The sequence below is a fragment of the Ruegeria sp. CE8 genome (assembly GCF_056537465.1).
In genome coordinates, this window is sequence record NZ_JBQFRP010000006.1 from 248,323 (window position 1) to 270,458 (window position 22,136).

General features: G+C 58.7%; 18 protein-coding genes. 9 read left to right on the forward strand and 9 right to left on the reverse strand.

The window, feature by feature from the left end; all coding sequences use genetic code 11:
• Window positions 1-5: 5 nt before the first annotated feature.
• Window positions 6-1,793, reverse strand: coding sequence for a NapC/NirT family cytochrome c (locus tag ACR0AA_RS12715; RefSeq protein ID WP_480756163.1), 1,788 nt, complete (start codon window positions 1,791-1,793; stop codon window positions 6-8).
• Window positions 1,794-1,917: 124 nt separating this feature from the next.
• Entirely contained in the window at window positions 1,918-3,594 is a 1,677-nt protein-coding gene (locus ACR0AA_RS12720; protein WP_480666199.1) for a cytochrome D1 domain-containing protein, read from the reverse strand.
• 235 nt (window positions 3,595-3,829) lie between these two features.
• On the opposite strand from ACR0AA_RS12720, the gene ACR0AA_RS12725 reads away from it, so the two are divergent.
• The 7 genes from ACR0AA_RS12725 (at window position 3,830) to ACR0AA_RS12755 (ending at window position 10,528) form a co-directional block, all read left to right on the forward strand.
• The gene (locus tag ACR0AA_RS12725) at window positions 3,830-5,011 is read left to right on the forward strand and encodes an NnrS family protein (RefSeq protein ID WP_480756164.1); all 1,182 of its coding nucleotides are present in this window, start codon (window positions 3,830-3,832) and stop codon (window positions 5,009-5,011) included.
• A 99-nt stretch (window positions 5,012-5,110) separates the two neighbouring features.
• Window positions 5,111-5,560: a c-type cytochrome gene (locus ACR0AA_RS12730; protein WP_480666201.1), complete on the forward strand. Its 450-nt coding sequence runs from the start codon at window positions 5,111-5,113 to the stop codon at window positions 5,558-5,560.
• Window positions 5,561-5,575: 15 nt separating this feature from the next.
• On the forward strand, window positions 5,576-6,943 hold the full coding sequence (locus tag ACR0AA_RS12735; protein ID WP_239343150.1) for a cbb3-type cytochrome c oxidase subunit I: 1,368 nt from the start codon (window positions 5,576-5,578) through the stop codon (window positions 6,941-6,943).
• A 5-nt stretch (window positions 6,944-6,948) separates the two neighbouring features.
• Entirely contained in the window at window positions 6,949-7,758 is an 810-nt protein-coding gene (locus tag ACR0AA_RS12740; protein ID WP_480666202.1) for an AAA family ATPase, read from the forward strand.
• 9 nt (window positions 7,759-7,767) lie between these two features.
• Window positions 7,768-9,690, forward strand: a complete 1,923-nt coding sequence (locus ACR0AA_RS12745; protein ID WP_480666203.1) for a nitric oxide reductase activation protein NorD — start codon at window positions 7,768-7,770, stop codon at window positions 9,688-9,690.
• A complete protein-coding gene (locus tag ACR0AA_RS12750; protein ID WP_480666204.1) occupies window positions 9,687-10,235 on the forward strand; it encodes a cytochrome c oxidase subunit 3 in 549 nt (182 codons plus the stop codon). Before ACR0AA_RS12745 ends, ACR0AA_RS12750 begins: the two co-directional genes overlap by 4 nt.
• A gap of 5 nt (window positions 10,236-10,240) precedes the next feature.
• Window positions 10,241-10,528, forward strand: coding sequence for a cytochrome C oxidase subunit IV family protein (locus ACR0AA_RS12755; protein ID WP_480666205.1), 288 nt, complete (start codon window positions 10,241-10,243; stop codon window positions 10,526-10,528).
• 58 nt (window positions 10,529-10,586) lie between these two features.
• On the opposite strand, the gene hemA is transcribed toward ACR0AA_RS12755, so the two are convergent.
• On the reverse strand, window positions 10,587-11,810 hold the full coding sequence (gene hemA / locus ACR0AA_RS12760; RefSeq protein ID WP_480756165.1) for a 5-aminolevulinate synthase: 1,224 nt from the start codon (window positions 11,808-11,810) through the stop codon (window positions 10,587-10,589).
• A 182-nt stretch (window positions 11,811-11,992) separates the two neighbouring features.
• Here hemA and ACR0AA_RS12765 point away from each other — a divergent pair, with 182 nt between their 5' ends.
• Both ACR0AA_RS12765 and ACR0AA_RS12770 read left to right on the forward strand, forming a co-directional pair.
• The gene (locus tag ACR0AA_RS12765) at window positions 11,993-12,685 is read left to right on the forward strand and encodes a Crp/Fnr family transcriptional regulator (RefSeq protein WP_480666207.1); all 693 of its coding nucleotides are present in this window, start codon (window positions 11,993-11,995) and stop codon (window positions 12,683-12,685) included.
• A gap of 134 nt (window positions 12,686-12,819) precedes the next feature.
• Complete coding sequence (locus tag ACR0AA_RS12770) at window positions 12,820-14,439, forward strand: adenylate/guanylate cyclase domain-containing protein (RefSeq protein WP_480756166.1); 1,620 nt, start codon at window positions 12,820-12,822, stop codon at window positions 14,437-14,439.
• A gap of 100 nt (window positions 14,440-14,539) precedes the next feature.
• On the opposite strand, the gene arcC is transcribed toward ACR0AA_RS12770, so the two are convergent.
• From arcC to ACR0AA_RS12800, 6 genes are all read right to left on the reverse strand, one after another.
• Window positions 14,540-15,478, reverse strand: a complete 939-nt coding sequence (arcC, locus tag ACR0AA_RS12775) for a carbamate kinase (RefSeq protein WP_480756167.1) — start codon at window positions 15,476-15,478, stop codon at window positions 14,540-14,542.
• Window positions 15,479-15,481: 3 nt separating this feature from the next.
• The gene (gene argF / locus ACR0AA_RS12780) at window positions 15,482-16,480 is read right to left on the reverse strand and encodes an ornithine carbamoyltransferase (protein WP_170423409.1); all 999 of its coding nucleotides are present in this window, start codon (window positions 16,478-16,480) and stop codon (window positions 15,482-15,484) included.
• A 56-nt stretch (window positions 16,481-16,536) separates the two neighbouring features.
• On the reverse strand, window positions 16,537-17,763 hold the full coding sequence (locus ACR0AA_RS12785; RefSeq protein WP_480756168.1) for an arginine deiminase: 1,227 nt from the start codon (window positions 17,761-17,763) through the stop codon (window positions 16,537-16,539).
• Between the two features lie 14 nt (window positions 17,764-17,777).
• Complete coding sequence (locus tag ACR0AA_RS12790; protein WP_480756169.1) at window positions 17,778-19,139, reverse strand: amino acid permease; 1,362 nt, start codon at window positions 19,137-19,139, stop codon at window positions 17,778-17,780.
• Window positions 19,140-19,148: 9 nt separating this feature from the next.
• On the reverse strand, window positions 19,149-20,636 hold the full coding sequence (locus ACR0AA_RS12795) for a YfcC family protein (RefSeq protein WP_480756170.1): 1,488 nt from the start codon (window positions 20,634-20,636) through the stop codon (window positions 19,149-19,151).
• A gap of 281 nt (window positions 20,637-20,917) precedes the next feature.
• Window positions 20,918-21,925, reverse strand: a complete 1,008-nt coding sequence (locus ACR0AA_RS12800; protein WP_480756171.1) for a helix-turn-helix domain-containing protein — start codon at window positions 21,923-21,925, stop codon at window positions 20,918-20,920.
• Window positions 21,926-22,136: the final 211 nt, after the last annotated feature.

The window sequence follows — 22,136 nt, forward strand, 5'->3', positions numbered from 1 at the left end:
TACAATCATTGTTTTACCACGTTGATACTGGCGGTGTCGTCATCCAGCGCGAGGCTGGTGTTCAGCGTCACATGGTGGAACCTTGCCGCGGCAAAGTCGTCGTGGATCGCAAAGCCGACCGTGTAGGTCCGGCCCGGCTCCAGCGGGACATCCCCAGGCGCGCCGGAATTCAGCGGCCGCGAGAAGACGACGGTCCACATGCCACCGGACAGGTTGGCCGAGGCGGCGATTTCACCGTCATTGACCACGCGCTGTTCCAGCAGATAGCCGTTTGTTGCGCTGCCATCGGCGTAGACACGCATCAGGTCCAGATAGGTGCCATCGGCCAGGTACTGCTCGATCTGCGCTTCGGCTTCCAGCTTGTCCCAACCACCCAGCGGTTTGCCGCGGCGGCCTTTGACCTCGACATCGGTGCGGCTTTCGCTGATGTACTTGGTCACCGTGTCCTGGGTGTTCAGGCGGCCAGCGATATCACCGTTTGCGGAAATCGCATCAGCGCCCGGATCAAAGGGCATATAGCTGTTGTCTGCGTGACACGAGGCCCAGCAACCCACCTGTTCGCCCAGCTCGATCCCGGTGCCGGTGATCATCATGGCGACCTTGATCTGGTTGTCCGGATCCATCTTACCGCCATCCACGAAGGGTGCCGGGTTGTGGCCCGCATCCGGCCATTGCAGGCGGATATACAGGTTTTCATCGTCATGGGTTGCCTGAACGGTTGCGTCGATCACGCCGCGTTTGCCGGGGATCGGTGTCGGCTCCAGATCACCACCCGCGACGATCTTGTTGCCGATCGTATCCAGTTCCTTGGCATGGCAGGTCGTGCATTGATCGCCACCTTTGGTCAGCGGGCGTGCACCGCCGTGGAACTTTCCGTTCTGCACCCATTCGAACGAGGCCTGACCGGGGTAGAACAGTTTCAGATCCGCGCTTGCAACGGCATTCCAGTCGACGTCGCCACCGACATCGCTGCCACCACCACCTGCGGGGGCCGCAGCTTCTGCTCCGTTTGCTTTAGAACGCTCTTCGGCAACGGCTGCGTCAACGGCGGCTGCGATTTGGGCCTGTACGGCCTCGTGCTGCGCTGCTTTGGCGGCTTTTTCAGCTTCGGCTTCGGCAGCTTCCTTGGCCTCGATCTTTGCAAGGCTGGCCAGGTACTCCGGCGGGATCGGACGAATAAAGTCCGGGTTTGGTGCTTCCAGCTCTTCCAGATACTCCTCGTCGGCCCGGTCACGGGCATCCGAGTGCGCGATCCCCTTATGACAGTCGATACAGGTCTGGCCGATCTCCATCGCATTCAGGTGCTGCTGACGCGCACGAGGTTTTTGGAACTCGGGCATCATCGATTCGAAATCGTGGCAGTTGCGGCATTCGCGCGAGTCGGTGGCTTTCATCCGTTCCCACTCGTTCATCGCCAGATGCACGCGCTTGGCTTCGAACTTCTCACGCGTGTTGATGGTGCCGACGACCTTGCCGTACAACTCTTTGGACGCTTTAATCTTGCGGATCATCTTGTGCGTCCAGTCCTTGGGCACGTGACAGTCGGAACAGACTGCGCCCACGCCGGACCGGTTCACGTCATGGATCGTGCCGGTGTATTCCTCGTAAACGAAATCGCGCATCTCGTGGCATGAGATGCAGAAGTCCTTGGTGTTGGTGGCTTCCATGGCGGTGTTGAACCCGCCCCAGAAGACGATGCCGCCGACAAAGGCCGCGGCGATGCCGGCCACGGGCATTCCCCACAGGAAATACCGGCGCCAGATCGGTGGTTTTTTATCCGGTTCGGAGGTCATATCCGGGCTCCGTTATGGCTGTTTTGACTGGCGCGGCGTGTCAGGCCGGCGCATTTGGCTGAAAAGGCAAACGAAGAAAGGGCGGGCGAGGGGCCCGCCCTTTCCGGTTTTGGCTGAGAACCCGTCAGGTGACGTGGTTCGAGCGGTTGTAGACGTTGAACTTGCCGGTCGGGGCATACAGCCCTTCGATGCGACCGATTTCTTCCAGCGTCTTGGCGTCGAAGATCACGATCTGACCGTTGGGTTCTTTCGAGTCCGACAGGTTCCATTTGGAAACCCAGACCTCGGTGCCATCCGCGTTGAACTCGAAGTGTACGGCAGCGCTGCCTTCATCTTCGGTGATCTGGATGGTTTTCACGATCTCGCCGGTCTCTTTCGAGATGACCTGCACCGATTGCTGAATTTCAGGCTCGGGGTGCTTGGTCTGGTCCGCCCAGATGTAGTCCGAATTCGGGTGGGTCCGAACAAACAGGCCGGGGCCATCGGTTTCTACTTCGTAGCAGACTTTCCAGGCATCATCCGGACGATTCTCAGGATCGTTGCCCCAAACAGTCACGGTACCGACACCAAGGTGGGTTGTGCCAGCGACCGGACCGCAATTCGGGTCGACCCAGTTGGCGCCCGGCCCGGGGTGCGGCAGGGCAGCGGTGTCGATCATCGCCTCAAGCTTGTGAGTTTCGGTGTCGACAACAACCATCTTGTTCGACGCGTTCGCAGCGATCTGGAAGTACCGGCCTGTCGGGTCAAAGAAACCGTCGTGCAGGAACTTGGCCGAGTCGATTTTGTCGATCCGCAGGTTATCCAGGTCGGTATAGTCAACCTGCCACAGCTGACCCAATTCCTTGATCGCGACGATCCAGGTCGGTTCGTTCGGCGTTGTGTAGATTGCGGCCACACGGGCCTCTTCCACATAGTCGCCGTCCACATTCACACCGCGGGTCGATACAACCTTGACCGGTTCCATTGTCTGGGCATCTACGATTGCAAAGTGCGGCGGCCAGTAACCACCACCGATGACGTATTTGCCGTCGCCGGAAACGGCCACGTCACGTGCGTCATAGGCAATCTTGACTTCCGAAACCAGCATGTTCTCGGGCTTTTGCCAGAGGTCGATCTTGGTCATCTTGCCGTCGCGGCCCATGGTGTACCAGAAGCGGCCGGGGTGCTCAGGCTCGGTAATGCTGTGGTGTTCCGATGCTTTCAGAACGTGCACGGCATAACCTGTCGGGATATGTGTCAACACTTCTTTGGTGTCGCCGTCGATAACGGCCACTTTACCTACGTCACGCTCGATGACGACGAAGAAGTTTTCCCAGTTGCGGCCATGCAGCGGCTCGGTCGGATAGTCGGCTTCTTCGACATAGACCTTGCGGGTGGCTTTCATCTGTTCCAGCGACATCTCTGGCGGCTTGGGGGCCTCCATCTGGATATAGGTCGCCATATCCTTGATTTCCTGCTCGGTCATGATGTCCGAGAAGTTGTTCATACCGCCTTCGGTACCCCAGGCGATAATCTTTTCGAGGCGCTCTTGACCAAGTGCAAGGGTGCCGCCTTCGGTTACGGTGCCGTCGGCTGCGGTTTTCTTCCAATGTGGTTCGAGGCTTTTGCCGGTGGCGCCTTTGCGCAGAACGCCGTGGCAGCCCGCGCATTGTTCGAAATAGAGCTGTTTGGACGACTCAAACGCTTCGTCGCTTAATGTTGGCTCTTCGGCAAAGGCTGGCGCGGCGACGCTGCCAAGAAGCATCGCCAAACCGACCCCAAAGGCGCGGCCAGTTTTGTTGTAGCTGATTCCAAGTGACATGATCACTCTCCATTTGCTGGTGAGGCGGGGCTAAGGGTGGAACATCGCGGGATTGTGATCCTTGACGAAAGTCAACACCGGGGGTGCAATCCGGGTGTCGGGTGCGAAAAAAACGGTCAAAAACCTTCGGAAAATCTGTGTTTTAGGAACATGTTTTGTGCGGGTTTTGATTTTGGTTAAGTCATGCGGATTGGCCGACTGCTAGAGCTTGGGCAAACGACCAAGGAGAGCAGTCATGCCCGCAGTCATCACCCGTATTTTTGGTGAGGGGTTCCGAGTATTCTTTCTGTCCGCCGGGCTGTACGGGCTGTTTGTCGGACTGGTCTGGGGGTTATGGCTGACAGTGCCCTACATGGCGCCGGATTACGGCATGACGCCGCCGATGTGGCACGCGCACGAGATGATCTTTGGCTATGCCACCGCGGCGCTGGGCGGGTTCTTTCTGACAGCGGTGCCGAACTGGACAGGTGCGCCTGACGCGCGCGCGCGGTTTATTACTCTGGCAGCCGGATTGTGGCTGGCCGGTCGGATGGCAATGTGGTTCTCGGGCATGCTGTCCCCGGTTTTTGTGGCGGTTGTTGATCTGGCTTTCGTGCCGATCTTGGCTGCCAAGATCGCCACACAGCTGATCCGTCGCCCGAAACCGCAGAACATGATTTTCCTGCTGTTGCTCAGCTATATCTGGATCGCGGATCTAATGACCCACCTGGAATGGATGGGGATCACGGATGATACGCTGCAGACCGGCCTGCGGGCAGGGTTGATGAGCCTTTGCGCGATGATCGCGATTCTGGGCGGACGGATCACGCCGGCCTTTACGCGAAACGCCATGAAGCGCGCTGGTGTACCCGAAGCGGACTGGCCGGTCTCTGTCGCGCGCCTGGATAAGGCGGGCATGATTCTGGCCCTGATTCTGCCGCTGGGCGTGCTGACCCTTGGGGCGGCACCCGCAACCGGTGCTCTGGCGCTGGTGTTGGGGGCTGTGCAGATCCTGCGCATGTCGCGTTGGAGGACCAAATGGGCTACGCGGCAACCAATCCTGCTCGCGTTGCATCTGGGGTTGGGCATGCTAGCTCTGGGCCTGATCCTGTGGGGGTTTGCGGTGCTGGGTATAGGTGACGAGGTTGCAGCCCTGCATGTTCTGGGCATCGGCTGTGTCGGCGGTATGACCCTGGCGGTCATGAGCCGAGCTGCGCTGGGGCATAGCGGCCGCGCACTGATCGCGCCCGGACCGATGGTTGTGGCTTATGGTCTGATGGCGTTGGCCGCTCTGTCTCGCTGGGTCGGCGCAGAGCTGAATGCGGGCTATATGGTTGCGATGCTGCTGTCGGACGGCCTTTGGATCACCTCGTTTGCGCTGTATCTGGTTGCCATGTGGCCTGCTTTGACCAAACCCCGGGCGGATCGTGCAGCCTGAATTTCAATTCCTTTCGCCTGTCTTGACTTTCGTTAAGGCGATCCTATGGCCCGGTCGCCATTCTGGCTTAACTAGCTAATCGGCGCAAAGGAGAGCGCGATGCGAGAAGTCATGACCAAGAGCATGGCCCGCAATATATTCTATGGCGGGTCACTGTTCTTTATTCTTATCTTTCTGGCCCTGTCGGCCCATTCCCACTGGTATATCGTGAACTCCGAGAATTCGGCGAAGCTCGATGACAGTGTGGTTAGAGGCAAGCACGTCTGGGAAAAACACGCCTGTATCAACTGTCACTCGATAATGGGTGAAGGCGCCTATTTTGCCCCCGAGGTCGCCAATGTAATGACCCGGTGGGATGTTCTGGACGATCCTGACGAGGCCTTCGAGGTCCTCAAAGGTTGGATGGAGTCTCAGCCTACGGGAATCGAGGGACGCCGGCAGATGCCCAATTTCAACCTCAGCGACGAAGAGATCCGTGATCTGGCGAACTTCCTGATCTGGACGGACAATATCGACGCTCAGGACTGGCCCCCGAATGATGCGGGCTGAGAAGGGAACGGAGAAATGAAGTACGAATCCCAAAAAATTGCCTACGCCTACTTTGCAGTAGCCATGGGCCTGTTCGCGATACAGGTGATCGGCGGCCTGCTGGCTGGTCTGATCTATGTATCCCCCAACTTCCTGAGCGAGCTTCTGCCGTTCAACATCGTGCGGATGCTGCACACCAACTCGCTGATTGTCTGGTTGATCCTGGGCTTCTTCGGCGCGGCCTATTTCCTGATCCCGGAAGAGACCGAGCGTGAGATCCATTCGACCAAACTGGCCTATCTGCAGCTGATCATCCTTGTGGTCGGTACACTGGGCGTGGTCGTGACCTATGTCTTCAACCTGTTCGAAGGCAACTGGCTGCTGGGCAAAGAAGGGCGTGAGTTCCTTGAACAGCCCAAATGGGTCAAGGCGGGCATCGTCGTTGCCGCGCTGATCTTCCTCTACAACATCTCGATGACGGTGCTGAAGGGTAAGAAAACCGCGATTTCGAACATCCTGCTTCTGGGCCTCTGGGGTCTGGCGCTGCTGTTCCTGTTTGCCTTCTACAACCCGGGCAACCTGTCCCTGGACAAGCAATACTGGTGGTACGTCGTCCACCTGTGGGTCGAAGGTGTTTGGGAACTGATCATGGCCTCGATTCTGGCCTATCTGATGCTCAAGCTGACCGGCGTTGACCGTGAGATCGTCGAGAAATGGCTTTATGTCATCGTTGCCGCCGCCCTGTTCTCGGGCATCCTCGGCACCGGCCACCACTATTACTGGATCGGTACGCCTGCGTACTGGCAGTGGATCGGTTCGATCTTCTCGAGCCTCGAGGTGATCCCGTTCTTCGCGATGATGGCCTTTGCCTTCGTCATGGTCTGGAAGGGCCGCCGTGACCACCCCAACAAGGCCGCGCTGCTGTGGTCGCTGGGCTGTGCCACGCTGGCGTTCTTCGGTGCCGGTGTCTGGGGCTTCCTGCACACGCTGCACGGGGTGAACTACTATACCCACGGCACTCAGATCACTGCGGCTCACGGACACCTGGCCTTCTACGGCGCCTATGTCTGCCTCAACCTGGCGATCTTCAGCTATGCGATGCCGATCCTCAAGAACCGCGATCCTTACAATCAGGTTCTCAACATGGCGTCCTTCTGGCTGATGACCAGCGGCATGGTCTTCATGACCTTCGTGCTGACCTTCGCCGGTACTGTTCAGACTCACATGCAGCGGGTCGTCGGTGACTACTTCATGGATGTGCAGGATCAGATCGCGATCTTCTACTGGATGCGTCTTGGTTCTGGTCTGGTGGTGGTCCTTGGTGCGCTGCTGTTCATCTACTCGATCTGGGTCCCCCGGAAAGAGATCATTGAACCCGGCGTAGCTGAAACACCTGCGGAGTAATGGATATGGACGGCTCCATACAAATGGGAACGGGGGCGGCTGACGCCCCCTTCTACCTCCCTCAGGGCGACGAATGCGACGTGTTCGCCGCCGCCTATACCAACAACCTGCCGGTTCTGCTGAAAGGACCGACCGGATGCGGCAAGACCCGCTTTGTGGCCCATATGGCCGCCAGCCTTGGCCGCCCGCTTTACACCGTGGCCTGCCACGACGACCTGGCCGCCGCTGACCTGATCGGCCGCTACCTGCTGAAAGGCGGCGAAACCGTCTGGGTCGATGGCCCCCTGACCCGCGCGGTGCGCGAAGGCGCGATCTGCTACCTTGATGAGGTGGTCGAAGCCCGCAAGGACGTGACCGTCGTGCTGCACCCGCTGACCGACGATCGGCGCATCCTGCCCATCGACCGCACCGGCGAAGAGCTTGAGGCTGCGCCCGGCTTCATGCTGGTGGCCTCCTACAACCCCGGTTACCAGAATATCCTGAAAACCCTGAAACCCTCGACCCGGCAACGGTTCATCTCGCTGGAATTCGACTTTCCGTCGCCCGAGATGGAGGCCGAAGTCGTCGCGCAGGAAAGCGGTCTGCCGCTGGAACGCTGCAAACCGCTGGTGCGCCTTGCTGGCAAGCTGCGCGGGCTCAAGGGCCAGGACCTAGAGGAAGGCGTTTCCACCCGTCTGGTTGTCTATGCCGCGACACTGATCGCACAGGGCATGTCCACCGACCGCGCCATCCTTGCCGCAATGATCGAACCTCTGACTGATGACGAGGATATCAAACGCGGGCTCCTCGATCTTGTCACGGCTGTCTTTGGGTGAGGCCGGCCGATGGTCAAGATCGACTTTGAGCCATGGGAACCCGAAGAAACGATCGGGAAACTGTGGCACACCCTTGCCAGCCGCCTCGATGCACCTGAGGTGCATGTTGGAGCCGCGGTCGACCTCTCTGAGGTCGCGGGGCGGCTGGCAGTCCTCTTTCGAGGGCTTGGGGGTAGTCCGGGCGTTGAATTGCGCCCGGTCTCACCCGAGGTTTCGCGCCACCGGCTAGGTTGGCGCCGCCGCCTTGCGACCGAAGCGGAATTAATCCCCCGTGCCTCATTCGATGGCGAGGTTTTGCGCCTGCCCGACCGTCTGGCGGTGTTCCCAGCACGTGAGGCAAATGGCGCGCTCTATGTTTGGCTTGCCGCCGCTGCGGCCCACGCCGGAACGCGAATTGACGAAGATGACCCGCTACGCGCTGATCTGCGCGCCCTGGCCGCCGCACAGGACATGGTCGACGCGACATTGGAAGACGCACCTGGTTTGCGACCGCTCTACACAGAGCTCTGCAAAGGGTTGCTGCATCAGCGCGACGTGCCCGACTTGCCGCCCATTGAAGCTGCGGTCGAGGAACTGGCCCGCCACATGCTGGGCGATCCCGCGCCGCTTTCGACCAGGGCCGAGGAGCTGCTGACGCTGGAGGATGACCTGACCGCGCCGCGCGGATACCAGCGTTTTCGCCCGGTCGCCCTGTGGCCGGAATTGCGTGCCGTTGGCTTTTCCGAGCATAACGAGGTCGAAAACCCCGACACCGAAGGCCCACCCGAGGAATCGGGCGAAAAAACCCATCGCGCCCGCCGTCGCAAATCGGATCAGGCGTCGCGTAGCGACAGTTTTATCTTGCACAAGTTTGAGGCGATCCTCAGTTGGGCTGAGTTCCTCAATATCAACCGCCGTATCGATGACGACGATCCGGACAACGCCAAGAAGGCTGCCGACGATCAGGAAGAAATAGGGCTTGGACAGATCTCCAAAGCGCCCCCGACCCGGTTGAAACTGCATCTGGACCTCGCACCCGAGGATGTGAACCGCGAACGTCTGTCGGGTCGAATCCTGTACCCCGAATGGGATGTGCGCACCGGTAAGTACCTGCCCGATCACGTCAACGTTCTGTTGTCAGATGCGGATATTCGCGAAGACGCTGCCGAGTTTGGTAAAGACCCCGCCACCGCTCGCCGGATACGCGCCGTGAAACGCCAGTTCGAGGCGCTGCGCCCCGGTCGGGTCATGACCCGCGGCCATCTTGACGGCGACCAGTTGGACATCGAAGCGGCCGTGCGTTCTCAGGTCGATCGGTGCGCCAATGGCGAAGGCACCGAACGCGTCTGGCTGCAATCGCGTCCCGAAGCACGCGACCTTGCGGTCTCGATCTTGCTCGACGTCAGCCGCTCGACCGAAAGTGCCGTCACGGGCCGCGCCGTGATCGATATCGAACGCGAGGCTCTGGCTGCGCTCGCTTGGGGGCTGAATGCCTGCGGGGACGATTTCGCAATCCACGCCTTCAGTTCGCTGAAACGTCAGCGTGTCTATGTCCAGCGCTGCAAACGGTTCGACGAGCCGATGGGCGGAACGGTCGAACAGCGTATCGCCTCGTTGCGGCCGGGGCATTATACCCGTCTGGGTGCTGCGATCCGCCATTGCTCGGCCGATCTCGCGGCGCAGTCTCGCAAACGTCGCCTGCTGCTGGTCATCACCGATGGCAAACCGAACGACCTCGATCACTATGAGGGCCGCCACGGCATCGAGGATACCTGCATGGCTGTGCGCGAGGCCCGTCGGGTCGGGCAGTCCGTGTTTGGCGTCACCATCGACAAGACCGGTAAAAGCTGGTTCCCGCGCATGTTCGGGCAGGGTGGATTTGCCGTTATTCCCGACCCGCATCGACTGACGATGGCCTTGCCGCAGATCTACCGCCAACTGGTCGGGGCATGAGCGACACGTCTCTCATCGACGAACTGCCCGGCGAATTGCTGATGTGGGTGCTGATCATTTCAGAGTTGCTGGTCTTCGGGGCTGGCCTGATCGCTTTCATGGCTGTTCGCCTGACCGACCCGGTTGGCTTTGCCGAAGCGCAATCGCACCTCTACCGCACGGGTGCGGCGTTCAATACGGCGGTGCTGGTCACCTCGGGTTATCTTGCCGCGCAGGCCCTGCACTGGCGCAGAGCGGCGTGGCGTGGCGTGGCGCGGCTGGCACTGATTGGCGCAGCCCTGCTGGGGATCGTATTCCTGATCATAAAAGGTGCCGAATACGCGGGCAAAGCCACACAGGGGATCACCTTCGAGACCCACCCGTTTTTCCTGTTCTACTACCTGCTGACCGGCTTTCATGCCGCGCATGTGTTGGCGGGTGTCGGCATTCTGCTGTTGGTGTCCTGGCGGGATGACCCTCGCAACATCGAGGCGGGCGCTCAATTCTGGCACATGGTCGATCTGGTCTGGATCATGCTGTTCCCTGTGATCTACCTGCTGGGATGATAGCCATGCCCACCGCTTCACCTTTTCCCAAATACTCTAACCGAAGGTTCCCGAACGCATTGACCAGCGCCTGGTTGAGCCTGTTGGCGCTGAGCTTGGCATCCGCTTTGCTGACCATGCTTTCCGCGCCTCCGGAACTTGTTGGCGCGGGCATTCTGATCCTTGCGTTAGTCAAAGCCCGGGTGATCCTTGCGCGTTATCTCGACCTTGCCGAAAGCCCCGCCTGGCTGCGCGGCTTTACCATGGTGCTGACCGGGTTTTCGGTGGTGATTTTCGCCCTCTATCTGATCTGACCAAAGAAAAAAGCCGCCTCGGTGAGGCGGCAGGTTAGCAAGCGAGGGGGCGCTTTGGTTACTGTGCGGCGATCGGCATCCGGGCGATCTGGCACCGCTGCCACAGGGCCGACAGCGCGCCGACCAGATGGTCGACATCTTCGTCGGTGTGAACGGGCGAGGGGGTGATCCGCAAGCGCTCGGTCCCTTTCGGCACGGTGGGGTAGTTGATCGGCTGGATGTAGATGCCGAACTCTTCCAACAGTGTGTCCGAGATGAATTTGCACTTCACCGGATCGCCCACCATCACGGGGATGATGTGGCTGGGGTTGGGCAGATGCGGAATGCCTTCAGCGTCCAACCGGGCGCGAACCTGTTCCACGCGGGCCTTTTGCATGTCCCGCTCGGTGTTGGACTGTTTCAGGTGCCGGATCGACGCGGCCGCACCGGCCGCTATCGCGGGCGGCAATGCGGTTGTGAAAATGAAACCGCTGGCAAAACTGCGCACGAAATCGCACAGCGCGGCAGACGCGGCGATGTACCCGCCGACCACGCCGAAAGCCTTGCCCAGGGTCCCTTCGATCACGGTCAACCGGTCCATCAGGCCTTCGCGTTCGGCGATACCACCGCCGCGCGGGCCATAAAGGCCGACGGCATGGACCTCGTCGAGATAGGTCATCGCACCGTATTTGTCGGCCAGATCGCAGATCTCTTTGATTGGGGCGATGTCGCCATCCATGGAATAGACAGATTCAAACGCGATCATCTTGGGCGCGTCGGGATCGGCGGCGGCCAGTTTGGCCTCGAGGTCCTCCAGGTCGTTGTGTTTCCAGATGACCTTCTGAGCCCGTGAGTGGCGGATGCCTTCGATCATCGAGGCATGGTTCAGCGCATCAGAGAAAACGATCAAACCGGGGACCTTCGATGCCAGCGTCCCCAACGCGGCCCAGTTCGACACGTAACCCGAGGTAAACAGAAGCGCGGCCTCTTTCCCATGCAGATCGGCCAGTTCGTATTCCAGCAGCACATGGTCGTGAGTCGTGCCCGAGATGTTGCGCGTGCCCCCCGCACCCGCGCCGCATCGGTCCAACGCGTCATGCATGGCGCCGATCACGTCCGGATGCTGGCCCATGCCCAGATAGTCATTGGAACACCAGATCCGCACATCGCGCTGCAGCGCGCCGTCGGTCTGGCGCGCGTTCGGGAACGCTCCGCAGCGCCGTTGCAGATCTATGAAAACGCGATAGTTTCCTTCGTCCCGCAGATCATCAAGGCTCTGGGTGAAAAATCGCTCGTAGTCCATCTCGCACACTCCCGGGAATACTGGCTTTGGGCCGAGATTAGGTCTGTGAGCCCGTCAGGGACATGACAATTGTCAAGTTGCGGCGCATGAAAAGACTGGTGCAGGGGATTCATGTTTGGCATAGGCATAAAGTGACAAATGTACCGGCCTGACTATCGGCCAGGGAAAAAAGGGGACGCTTCGTGGCGCATGAAGCACAAAAAGCAATCGCCAGACAGTCGCTGTTGCTCAAAAGCTTGCCGGAACACCATATCGACAAACTCCTCAGCCATGCGATTTGGCGGCGTTATGATCGGGGTGAGACGATCTTTCTTCAGGAGGAAGAGGCCAAGGCGGTTCACGTTATTCTGGCCGGTTGGGTTAAGTTGTTTCGCATGGCACCCACCGGGGCCGAGGCCGTGGTCAGCGTGTTTACCCGCGGCGAGAGTTTCGGCGAGGCAGTCGCCTTGCGTAATGTGCCATACCCAGTTTCCGCCGAGGCGGTGTCGGCCTGCGAAGTGATGCATATTCCCAGCCCGATTCTGCTGTCATTGATGCGCGAAGACCCAGAGATCGGGGTGTCGATCCTGGCGGCTACGTTTACCCATCTGCATTCGCTGGTCGCGCAGCTTGAGCAGCTCAAGGCCCAGACCGGTGCCCAAAGGGTGGCCGAGTTCCTGTTGAACCTGTCTGACCAGGAAACTGGCAAATGCGAAGTTGACCTGCCATACGACAAGATGCTGATTGCCGGGCGTCTGGGCATGAAGCCCGAAAGCCTGAGCCGGGCGTTTTCCCGTCTCAAGGCTGTGGGCGTGAAAATCAACCGCAACCATGCGGAAATCGCGGATATCGAAACTCTGCGGGATTACGCTGAAAGCGACTCCTCCGAGAAATAGTCTAAACAAAAGCCTCAATCGGGGGTTGCAAATGTGCCCGCCGCGCCAAGAAACTGCGTCGGTTTCTGGCAATTGCATGCGAATTTGTGTATACTTAATCTCGTACTGCCGCACATTTCGGCGGGGTTGCGAACATGACACACGACCGCAGCATTGGCCTTGAGAGACCACCCATTGTTGCGCTCAGCGTCGCCAGGATCGCTCTTTCGGTTCGGGTCAAGTTGCTTGCCGCGTTTCTGGGAATAACCTGCCTGCTTGTTGGTCTGGCGCTGTTTGGCCTTTTCGCCCTGCATCAGACAAATCAGCGAACCGAGGCGATGGCGCGCGATCAGGAGCGCATAGCATTCTTTAGCGATACTTATGGAACAATTTCCAACCTGAACGGGCATGTTCTGGCGCTTTTCGTGCCGCAAAATTCGTTGGATTTAGCTCAGCGTGGCGGATTCTTCGGAAGACCAGCGGCGTCGATCTTTCACGTTACCACGGAACTGGAGCGCAATCTGGCAATCGGAGCCCGCAAGTTCGGACAGCCCGGCATGCCGGATGAGAAAGCGATAGAAGGGCTTCGGTCCGATCTTCGGGCCCTTGAGCCTGCGCTTTTGGAGTTACGCCGGTTGAGTGGGGCGGGCGAACTCGCGGCGGCGGTGAATTACGGCATCCAGGTTTTTGAACCGCTACAGGCGATGCAACGCGAGGCCTATACGGCCGCGCAAGGTATCGAAAAAGAAATGCGCGACCTCGCAACTACAACGACGCAGGCTTACCTGACCTCGCGCCAGAACATCATTGCCGCAGCATTTGTGGCGATCGGGATTGCCCTGTTGCTGGGCTACTCGATTTCGACCGCATTACTGTGGCCAATTGAACGCATCCATGGGGCGCTCAGCAAGTTGTCTAGCGGAACGTTCGACACCAGAATCACGGTGCCCAACCGCGATGAACTTGGCGAACTGGCCAGCCATGTGAACCAAACCAGCGAAAAACTTGGCGCGCTTTACGAACAGGTCGAGCTGCAAAAGGCACAACTGTCTGATTGGAACGCGGCATTGGAATCCCGCGTGGCCAAACAGATTGAAGAGATCGAACGCACCAACCGCCTGAAACGTTTCCTTCCGCCGCAGGTGGCGACAATGATTGTCGGCGCAACCGACGAGGCGGACGTCCTGAGGACTCGCAAAGCTGAGATCACGGTTCTGTTTGCGGATCTGCGCGGCTTTACGGCCTTTGCGGCAGTGGCCAATCCCGATCAGGTCGTCGCGGCACTGAATTCTTTTCACGGCACCTGCGGACCGCTTGTCGAGGCGTGCGGTGGGACGTTGGAACGGTTTCTCGGGGATGGCCTGATGGTTTTGTTCGGTGCTCCGGTGCCATTGGACGACGCGGCGCAGCGGGCCGTCGATTTGGCTCAAAAAATGCAGGTGGATGTCCGTCAGGCAATGTTCCCATTCAAGGCAGGTTCTGCCGAGCACGGCCTGGGCCTTGGAATCGGGATCGCCACGGGCGCGGCAACCCTGGGACGGATTGGGTTTGAAGGGCGTCAGGATTACTCGGCCATCGGGCCCGCGCCAAACCTGGCGGCGCGTCTGTGCGAAATCGCGAAGGACGGGCAGGTGCTTGTCTCCAGTGCGACCGCTTGGCAGGTACAGAGCGATATGGTTCCGGCTGGCCCGTTTGATCTGAAAGGCATCGGAGCGAGTGTCGGGGCGTTCGAACTTGCAAACACGCCGGAACCTCAGGGCGCGTTGCCGATGTGACCGGAAAATAGCTATATACGTCACGCAGTATTGTAGGGCGGCCAATAGCTGCTCAGGGCAACGATGGCCGCTTTCAGGATCCGACTCAGATTTGATCCGCTCAGTGATACTGCGTCGCACCGGCCTCCAGCGAAACTGTGGTGCCTTTCTCGCCCCTTATTGCGGCCGGAACATCTGCGAGTGCGCAAATAATGGCCCGACCGCCCGAGGATCGCACGAAGTCCTGTGCGGCCTGCACCTTTGGACCCATTGACCCGGCGGGGAAGTCGTACGCGTCCAACGCATCAGGCGTGATTGACCGGATACCCTTTTGATCGGGAGTTCCCCAGTTCAGGAACACGGCCTCAGCGTCCGTGGCGATGACAAAGAAATCTGCGCCAAGGTTCTGCGCCAGCAGGCACGAGGCGAAATCCTTGTCGATGACGGCTTCGACCCCAACCAGTTTCCGTTCAGCACCTGCCTCATACATCGTCGGGATGCCACCTCCGCCAGCGGCGATTACGGTCGCGCCCTTCTCCAGAATCCAACGGATCGGTTCGACCTGAAAGATACGTTTCGGGCGGGGCGATGGCACCACGCGTCGCCAGTACTCGCCATCCGGTTTCACCGTCCAGCCCTTGTCAGCCGCCTCTTTCTTGGCGTCCGCTTCGGAATAAACCTGCCCGATGAATTTGGTCGGATTGTCAAAGGCCGGGTCGCTCGGATCGACCTCGATCATAGTCAACAGGGTGGCGATGTGATGCTCGAAGGGCAGGATGTTCCCAAGCTCCTGCTCGATCATGTAGCCGATCATGCCCATCGTTTCGCCGACCAAAACGTCCAGCGGATATTCCTCGACATCCGTATACATGATCTCTTGCAGGGCCAGCATCCCGACCTGCGGGCCATTGCCGTGAGTAATGACGGTTTCATGCGCTTCGCAGAGCGGGGCGAGGGCTTCGGCGGCAATCTTTGCGTTCTTGCGCTGATTGTCCGCTGTCATCGCCTCACCCCGTTTGAGAAGCGCGTTGCCGCCGAGTGCTACAACAACGCGTCCCATGGATCAGGCCCCCAGCGTGGCGACGAGGATCGCCTTGATGGTGTGCATCCGGTTTTCGGCTTGCTCGAACGCGATGTTCATATCACTTTCGAAAACTTCCTCGGTCACTTCCATCTCGGTGATGCCGAACTGTTCGTGAATGTCCTGACCGACCTTGGTTTCCAGATTGTGGAAGGCGGGCAGGCAATGCATGAATTTAACCGCCGGATTGCCGGTTTTCTTCATCAGATCCATGTTGACCTGATAAGGGCTCAGCAGCTTGATCCGTTCGGCCCAAACCTCTTTTGGCTCACCCATCGACACCCAGACATCGGTATGAATGAAATCCGCGCCTTCTACGGCCGAGGTATCGTCCGTGATGGTCACACGTGCGCCGGTCTTTTCAGCCCGTTCCATCGCCAATTCGCGCACATCGTCATGGGGCTGGGTTTCTTTCGGCGAGATCATCCGGACGTCGCAGCCCATGATCGCGCCCAACATCAACAGCGAGTTGCCCATGTTCGACCGACAGTCGCCTGAGTAGGCATAGACAATGTCCTTGCGGGGCTTGTCAGCGTGCTCGATCATGGTCTGCATATCGGCAAGCATCTGGGTCGGATGCCAGTCATCCGTCAGGCCGTTATAGACCGGAACACCGGCATATTCTGACAGCGTTTCAACCATGTCCTGACCCGCACCGCGGAATTCGATCCCGTCGAACATGCGGCCCAAAACGCGGGCTGTGTCTTTCATCGACTCCTTGTGCCCGATTTGCGAGCCCGACGGATCAAGATAGGTGATATTCGCACCCTGATCGTAAGCGGCCACTTCAAAGGCGCAGCGGGTGCGTGTCGAAGTTTTCTCGAAGATCAGGCAAATGTTCTTTCCGGTCAGCGAGGGCTGTTCCGCGCGGGCATATTTCGCGCGTTTCAGGTCGCGGGCCAGATCCAGCAGGTACAGCATTTCACGCTGGCTGAAATCGGCAATTTTAAGATAGCTACGGCCTTTGAGATTGAATGCCATTTTGTCTCTCCTAACAAAAAATCAGCGGGCGCAAGGGGGCTGCACCCATGGTAAATTCAATAGGCGGGGTCGCGGTCGATCGGGCAGGTCATGCAGTGGCCACCGCCGCGGCCACGCCCCAGTTCCTGACCCGAGATTTCGATCACTTCGACACCGGCTGCGCGCATCTTTCCGTTCGTAAACGTGTTGCGCGCATAGCCAACGACCACACCGGGCGAGAGGGCCACGACGTTGTTGCCGTCATCCCATTGCTCGCGTTCAGCCTGGAATTCGTTGCCGCCGGTCGAGATGACCTCGAGCGAATTCAGCCCCAGAGCCTCTTTGTAAACGTCAAACAGGTGCCCTTTCTCCACGTGGATATCCAAATCGCCGCGGTCGCCAGGACGAATTGAGATACAGGTGATCTGGTCCGCGACTTCGGAGAATGCGGTGACTTTGTCGTGGTCAAGGCAAGTGAACACTGTATCCAGGTGCATGGCCGCGCGGCTTTTTGGCATCGCACAGGCGACGACACGTTCAGCACCGCCCTTTCTGAATAGGGCTTCCGCAACCTGTGCGACGGCTTGCCGGGTAGTGCGTTCGCCCATTCCAATGAAGACTGTGCCGTTGCCCACCGGTTGAACGTCGCCACCCTCGACCGAGGCGAGGCCAAAATCGTCGTCGCTGTCGCCCCACCAGAACTCGAACTCGGCGTCCTTGAACATCTTATGATGCCGATACACTGTGCGCATGATCAGGGTTTCCGGCTTACGAGCAGGCCAGAACATCGGGTTCGTCGTCACACCATCGAAAATCCAGCAGGAGGGGTCGCGCTGGAACTGGGCATTCGGGATGGCCGGAAGGATGAAATCGCCCAGCGAAACCAGATCACCGAACTGCTCATCAATCATACCCTTGGGCAGGTCCGCGAAGATGATCCCGCCCAGCATATGGCGGGCCAACATTTTGGAATCCATCTCGTCCAGCCAGGCGCGCATTTCCACGGAAAACCCAAGCCCGACCATGTTGGGCGTGATCAGGCGGTCCAGAAGGAAGGCACGCGCGGCCGGGTCTGACCGGATCGCCTCGGCCAGCAGATCCTGAATGTCATAAACCTCAACCCCGCGTTCCCGCATGAGCGAACAGAATTCGGCGTGATCCTTGCGGGCCTGTTCGACCCAGATCACGTCATCGAACAGAAGCTCTTCGCAGTTTCGCGGTGTCAGTCGATCATGCGCCAGTGACGGGCGCGAGACGATCACCTTGTTGAGCTTTCCGATCTCGGAATGAACGCCGAGCTTCATGGCAATTCTCCTTTCTAGGTATCCGTTTTCTGAATGTCTTCAACGTCATTGGCCTGGCTCCAGCGGACCCAGACATGGATTGGCACGCCCGCCAGCAACAGGACGGAGCCAACCAAAACGGTTTCAGCGCCCGAACCGATGAAAGCCCAGACCGAATAAATGAACCCAAGCGCGCCCAGCACGACAACCTTGGCCAATTCCGGGCCATGCAAAACCTGCCCGCCTTTCAGTCGGATCATGATCTCGGCCACGGAACAGATGGCATAGGGTAAAAGGCTGGCGACAACGGCGAGCAGAATGACAAAGTTGAATGCGGCGACCAGACCTTGGGCGTAGTTCATGATGATAAGAACCGAGGCCAGCGCGTTCGACAGGATCAGCGCATTTGCGGGCGTTCCAAATTTGGATTTTCGCGCCAATGCTGCAGGGAACACGCGATCCAAGGCCGCCCCGTAAGGGACCTGCCCGCTGAGTAGGGTGAATCCGTTTAGAGTGCCAAACGTTGATATCACCGCGCCTATGGCCACGAGGATACCGCCAACAGGGCCGAACATGACTTCGCCAACGGCGGCAAGCGGCGCGGCGGACACGGCAAGAAGCTCGGCAGGAATGACCCCCATCGAAACGGCAGTCACCGAGATATAGACGCATGCCGCAACAATCACTCCGATCACGGTGGCGCGCGGAATGGTCTTTTCAGGTTCGATAACGTCGCCGGAAGGAACCGTTGCGGATTCAAGACCCAGATAGGCCCAAAGCGTCAGGGCTGCCGCCGCCGAAATTGCCGTGAAAGCTGTGGTGCCACTTTGGTTGACTGGAATGTAGTTCTCGGTATTGATCCAGAAGATACCCAGCGTGCCAATGACGATCAGCGGAGCAAGTTTAAGCACAGTGGTCACGATCTGAACCAAGCCCGCCCCTTCCACACCGCGAATATTGATCAGCGTCAGCGACCAGATCGCGACCAGAGCGGTTGCAAGGCCGTACATGGGGACTTCGATAATGACCGGGAACAGGAAGCCCAGATACCCCACCAAGGCCACGGCAACAGCGGCGTTCCCAGTCCACAGGGCGATCCAATACCCCCAGGCGATGATAAACCCGGCAAAATCACCAAACGCCTCTTGTGAGTAAGCGTAAGGACCACCGGGCTTCGACACCACCCGCGACAGTCGTCCAAAGATGATCGCCAGAACCAGAGCGCCTGCGGATGTCAGAATCCACCCTCCGATCGCGATAGGGCCGAACGGCGCAAGCGAGGCAGGCAACAGAAACACTCCCGACCCGATCATGTTTCCTACGACCAGAGCGATACACGCCGTCAGCCCAAGGGCACCCGTTGTTGACGTCGTCTCTGAGGCGGTACGATCGGTCATTGCGCCGGCTCAGCTCGACGTCGTGTCTGAGGTCTCGGCTGCGGGGCTGTCGATCCCTGGGTCCGTAATGGCTCCGACTGTGAGCGCGGCGCAGATGATGACGGCAAGGATGACCAGCAGAGGGAAGACAAATCGAAGCCACCGATCATAAGACACCCGGCCAATGGCCAACCCGCCCATCACCACCGCAAAGGTCGGATTGAACAGGTTCACCCATCCATTAGCGGACTGATACGCAGTCACCACCAGATCGCGTCCGACTCCGGCGAAGTCTGCCAGCGGCGCCATGATCGGCATCGACAGCGTTGCTAGCCCTGAGGACGAGGGCACAAGGAAGGACATCAGAATCTGAATGCCGAACATCGCGTTGATAAAGGCAAACTCGCTGAGGCCGGACACAAAGCCCTCGGCTGCTGCCAGAATCGTGTCGGTGATCTTGCCTGCATCCATGATGACAACCACGCCGCGCGCGACCCCGATAATTAGCGCCACGCCCAACAGGTCGCGCGCGCCATCTACGAAGGTATCGACAAAGGTCGCCTCATCCATCCGGGACGCTTCATCCAGTTTCCCGACCCACCAGACGATGATCGACATGACAAGAAACAGGCCCGACATTCTAGCCATCCACCAATCCAGCGCAACCACGCCATAGATCATCACGGCAAAGGTCAGGCCGAACAGGATCAGGATGATCGACCGCGTCCGAGTCAACTCGGGGAACGCGTCGTCGCTGTCCGATCCTTTCAGGAAATGCGCCCTGTTTTCTTCGGCTTGATCCGCAACCACTGACGCGGATGGATCGGCCTTAACGCGTCGTGCATATCGCATGACAAAGGCAATACCAGCGGCCAGACATAAGGCGAGAATGATGAAGCGCAGGACGATCCCGTTGGTGAAGGGAATTCCGGCACCCTGGGATGCAACAACCGTCGCAAACGCATTGAAGGTCGAACCCAACGTTCCGATCCCCGCGCCCAGCATGATGACGGCAACGCCGGTCAGAGAGTCATACCCAGCCCGTATGAAGACCGGAATGATCAGCGCGTAGAACGCCAGCGACTCCTCGGCCATGCCATAGCTGGTTCCGCCGAAAGCAAAGGCGATCATCAAAATGGGAATCATCAGGATTTCCCGTCCGGCCAGCCGGTGCAGCAACCATCCGATTCCCGCATCAATCGCACCGGTTTTCGTAACCACCATCAGGAATCCGCCGATGATCAGAACAAAAAACGCCACATCGATTGCTGCGCTGGAGGAACTTCCCAGAAGTCCCGGGTCGTACATCCCGGCAATCGGGGCAAGGATGACGGACGTAATCCCCTGCGGGTTTGGCGCGACCTCGTGATAAGTGCCGGGTACAGGGGCTTCGCTGCCAAGCGCTTCGTTCATCTGCCGCTCATACTCACCAGCCGGGATGACCCAGGTCAGTACAGCTACAACGGCGATCAGGACAAACAGGATTGTAAAGGCAGTCGGGAACTTGAATTTCGACATAGTATACTCGCGCTTGGGGGTTAGCAGAGCGGGAAATCAATCAAACATTCGAATTTTATAGTCGCAAACTAATGCTAAGATGACATTCTGTCATCAAAGTTTTGCGAAGTGGAGTGCGCGTGGCAAAGCTCCGCGCTTAGGTTGCTTTGTTACACTCGATTTTGGCGGCTCAATGAAAGACGGGTGGCAAAACAGAAGTCTGGCCATTGGGCGAACCAACGACACCGTTTTCAGCCCGATCATCTGGACCGAAATCAAAACCAAAGCCCTTGGGCCGCGGCCTAGACGGCAGTGTTTACGGCTGAAAGTTGACCGGCAAAACGCTGATTGCGGATGTCGTCGGGCGTCGTCTTGAAATGAGAGCGAAATGCACGGCCCAATGCTGCCGCAGACGAAAATCCAGTGGCCGCCGAAATCTCGCGCTGAGAAAGATCTGTTGTCCGAAGCAGGATGTCGGCACGTTCAAGACGCAACTCTCTGTAGGTGGTCAGCAGTTTTGTGCCGGTCTTGCTGAGAAACCTGCGTTGCAACTGGCGCGTCGACGTTCCCAATGATTGCGCCAGATCGGATATCCGCAGGGGATCTTCCAGGTTTTCAAGCATAGTTTCGACGGTTTTGCGGACTTGTGGATCGGCCTCGGAGCGTTGGAACAGGCGGATCGCAAGATGACTTTTGGCGGATCGTTTGGGTTCGGACAGGCCGATATAGCTGCGTAGTGTGTCGGCCAGATGCTCACCGTGATCAACAGATACAAAGTCGGACAAAAGGCGAAGGGCGCTCAGCCGGGTTGAGGCGCTGTGCAAACGACTGTCATATGACATGTGGATGCCGCTGCCATCGTCAATCAACCCGACTTCCTGCGCTGCTGCCATGAAATTGGGATGAACCGCTGCGACCGTTCTTTCCGATCGTCCGGTTTGACCAAGCAGCAAAACCGCTCCGCCCACAAGAATTGTGCGGGACGCCAAATTCATGACCTGACATGTCCAGGCTTTTTCGGAATCATCCAGCAGCCAGTTTTTGTTGATATCCCCCCAAAACAGGGCTGTTCGACTTGACCAGCATAACGGCCCACCAACCGGTTCTTCGGCCAACCTCCGAACATTGACAATGTAAGAGTGGTTTTCGACCAGCTTGTTCAGGGCGTCAAAGAATTCGATGACAATTTGCGCCGACGCATCGGTATCTGTGCCAGCTAGAATGACATCGACGTGGTGTTTTCTTTCAGGTGACGACGAGGCCGCGCAGGTCCAGCGTGCCCGGCCGTTCTTGAGGACGTAGTGTTTCATTGTTCCTCCGCCTGAGTGATGTGGACGTTGCCCATCAAGGCAAGGTCGTTTTCTGATGCCCGACCCCCGCCATGGCAGGGGTCGGAGTGTTTTTCAGGTCCGCGTTTTTACTCGGCGGCTTCTTCGTATTCTGACATTGGTGGGCATGTGCAGACGAGGTTTCGGTCTCCGTATGCGTTGTCGACGCGGTTGACGGGGGACCAGTATTTGT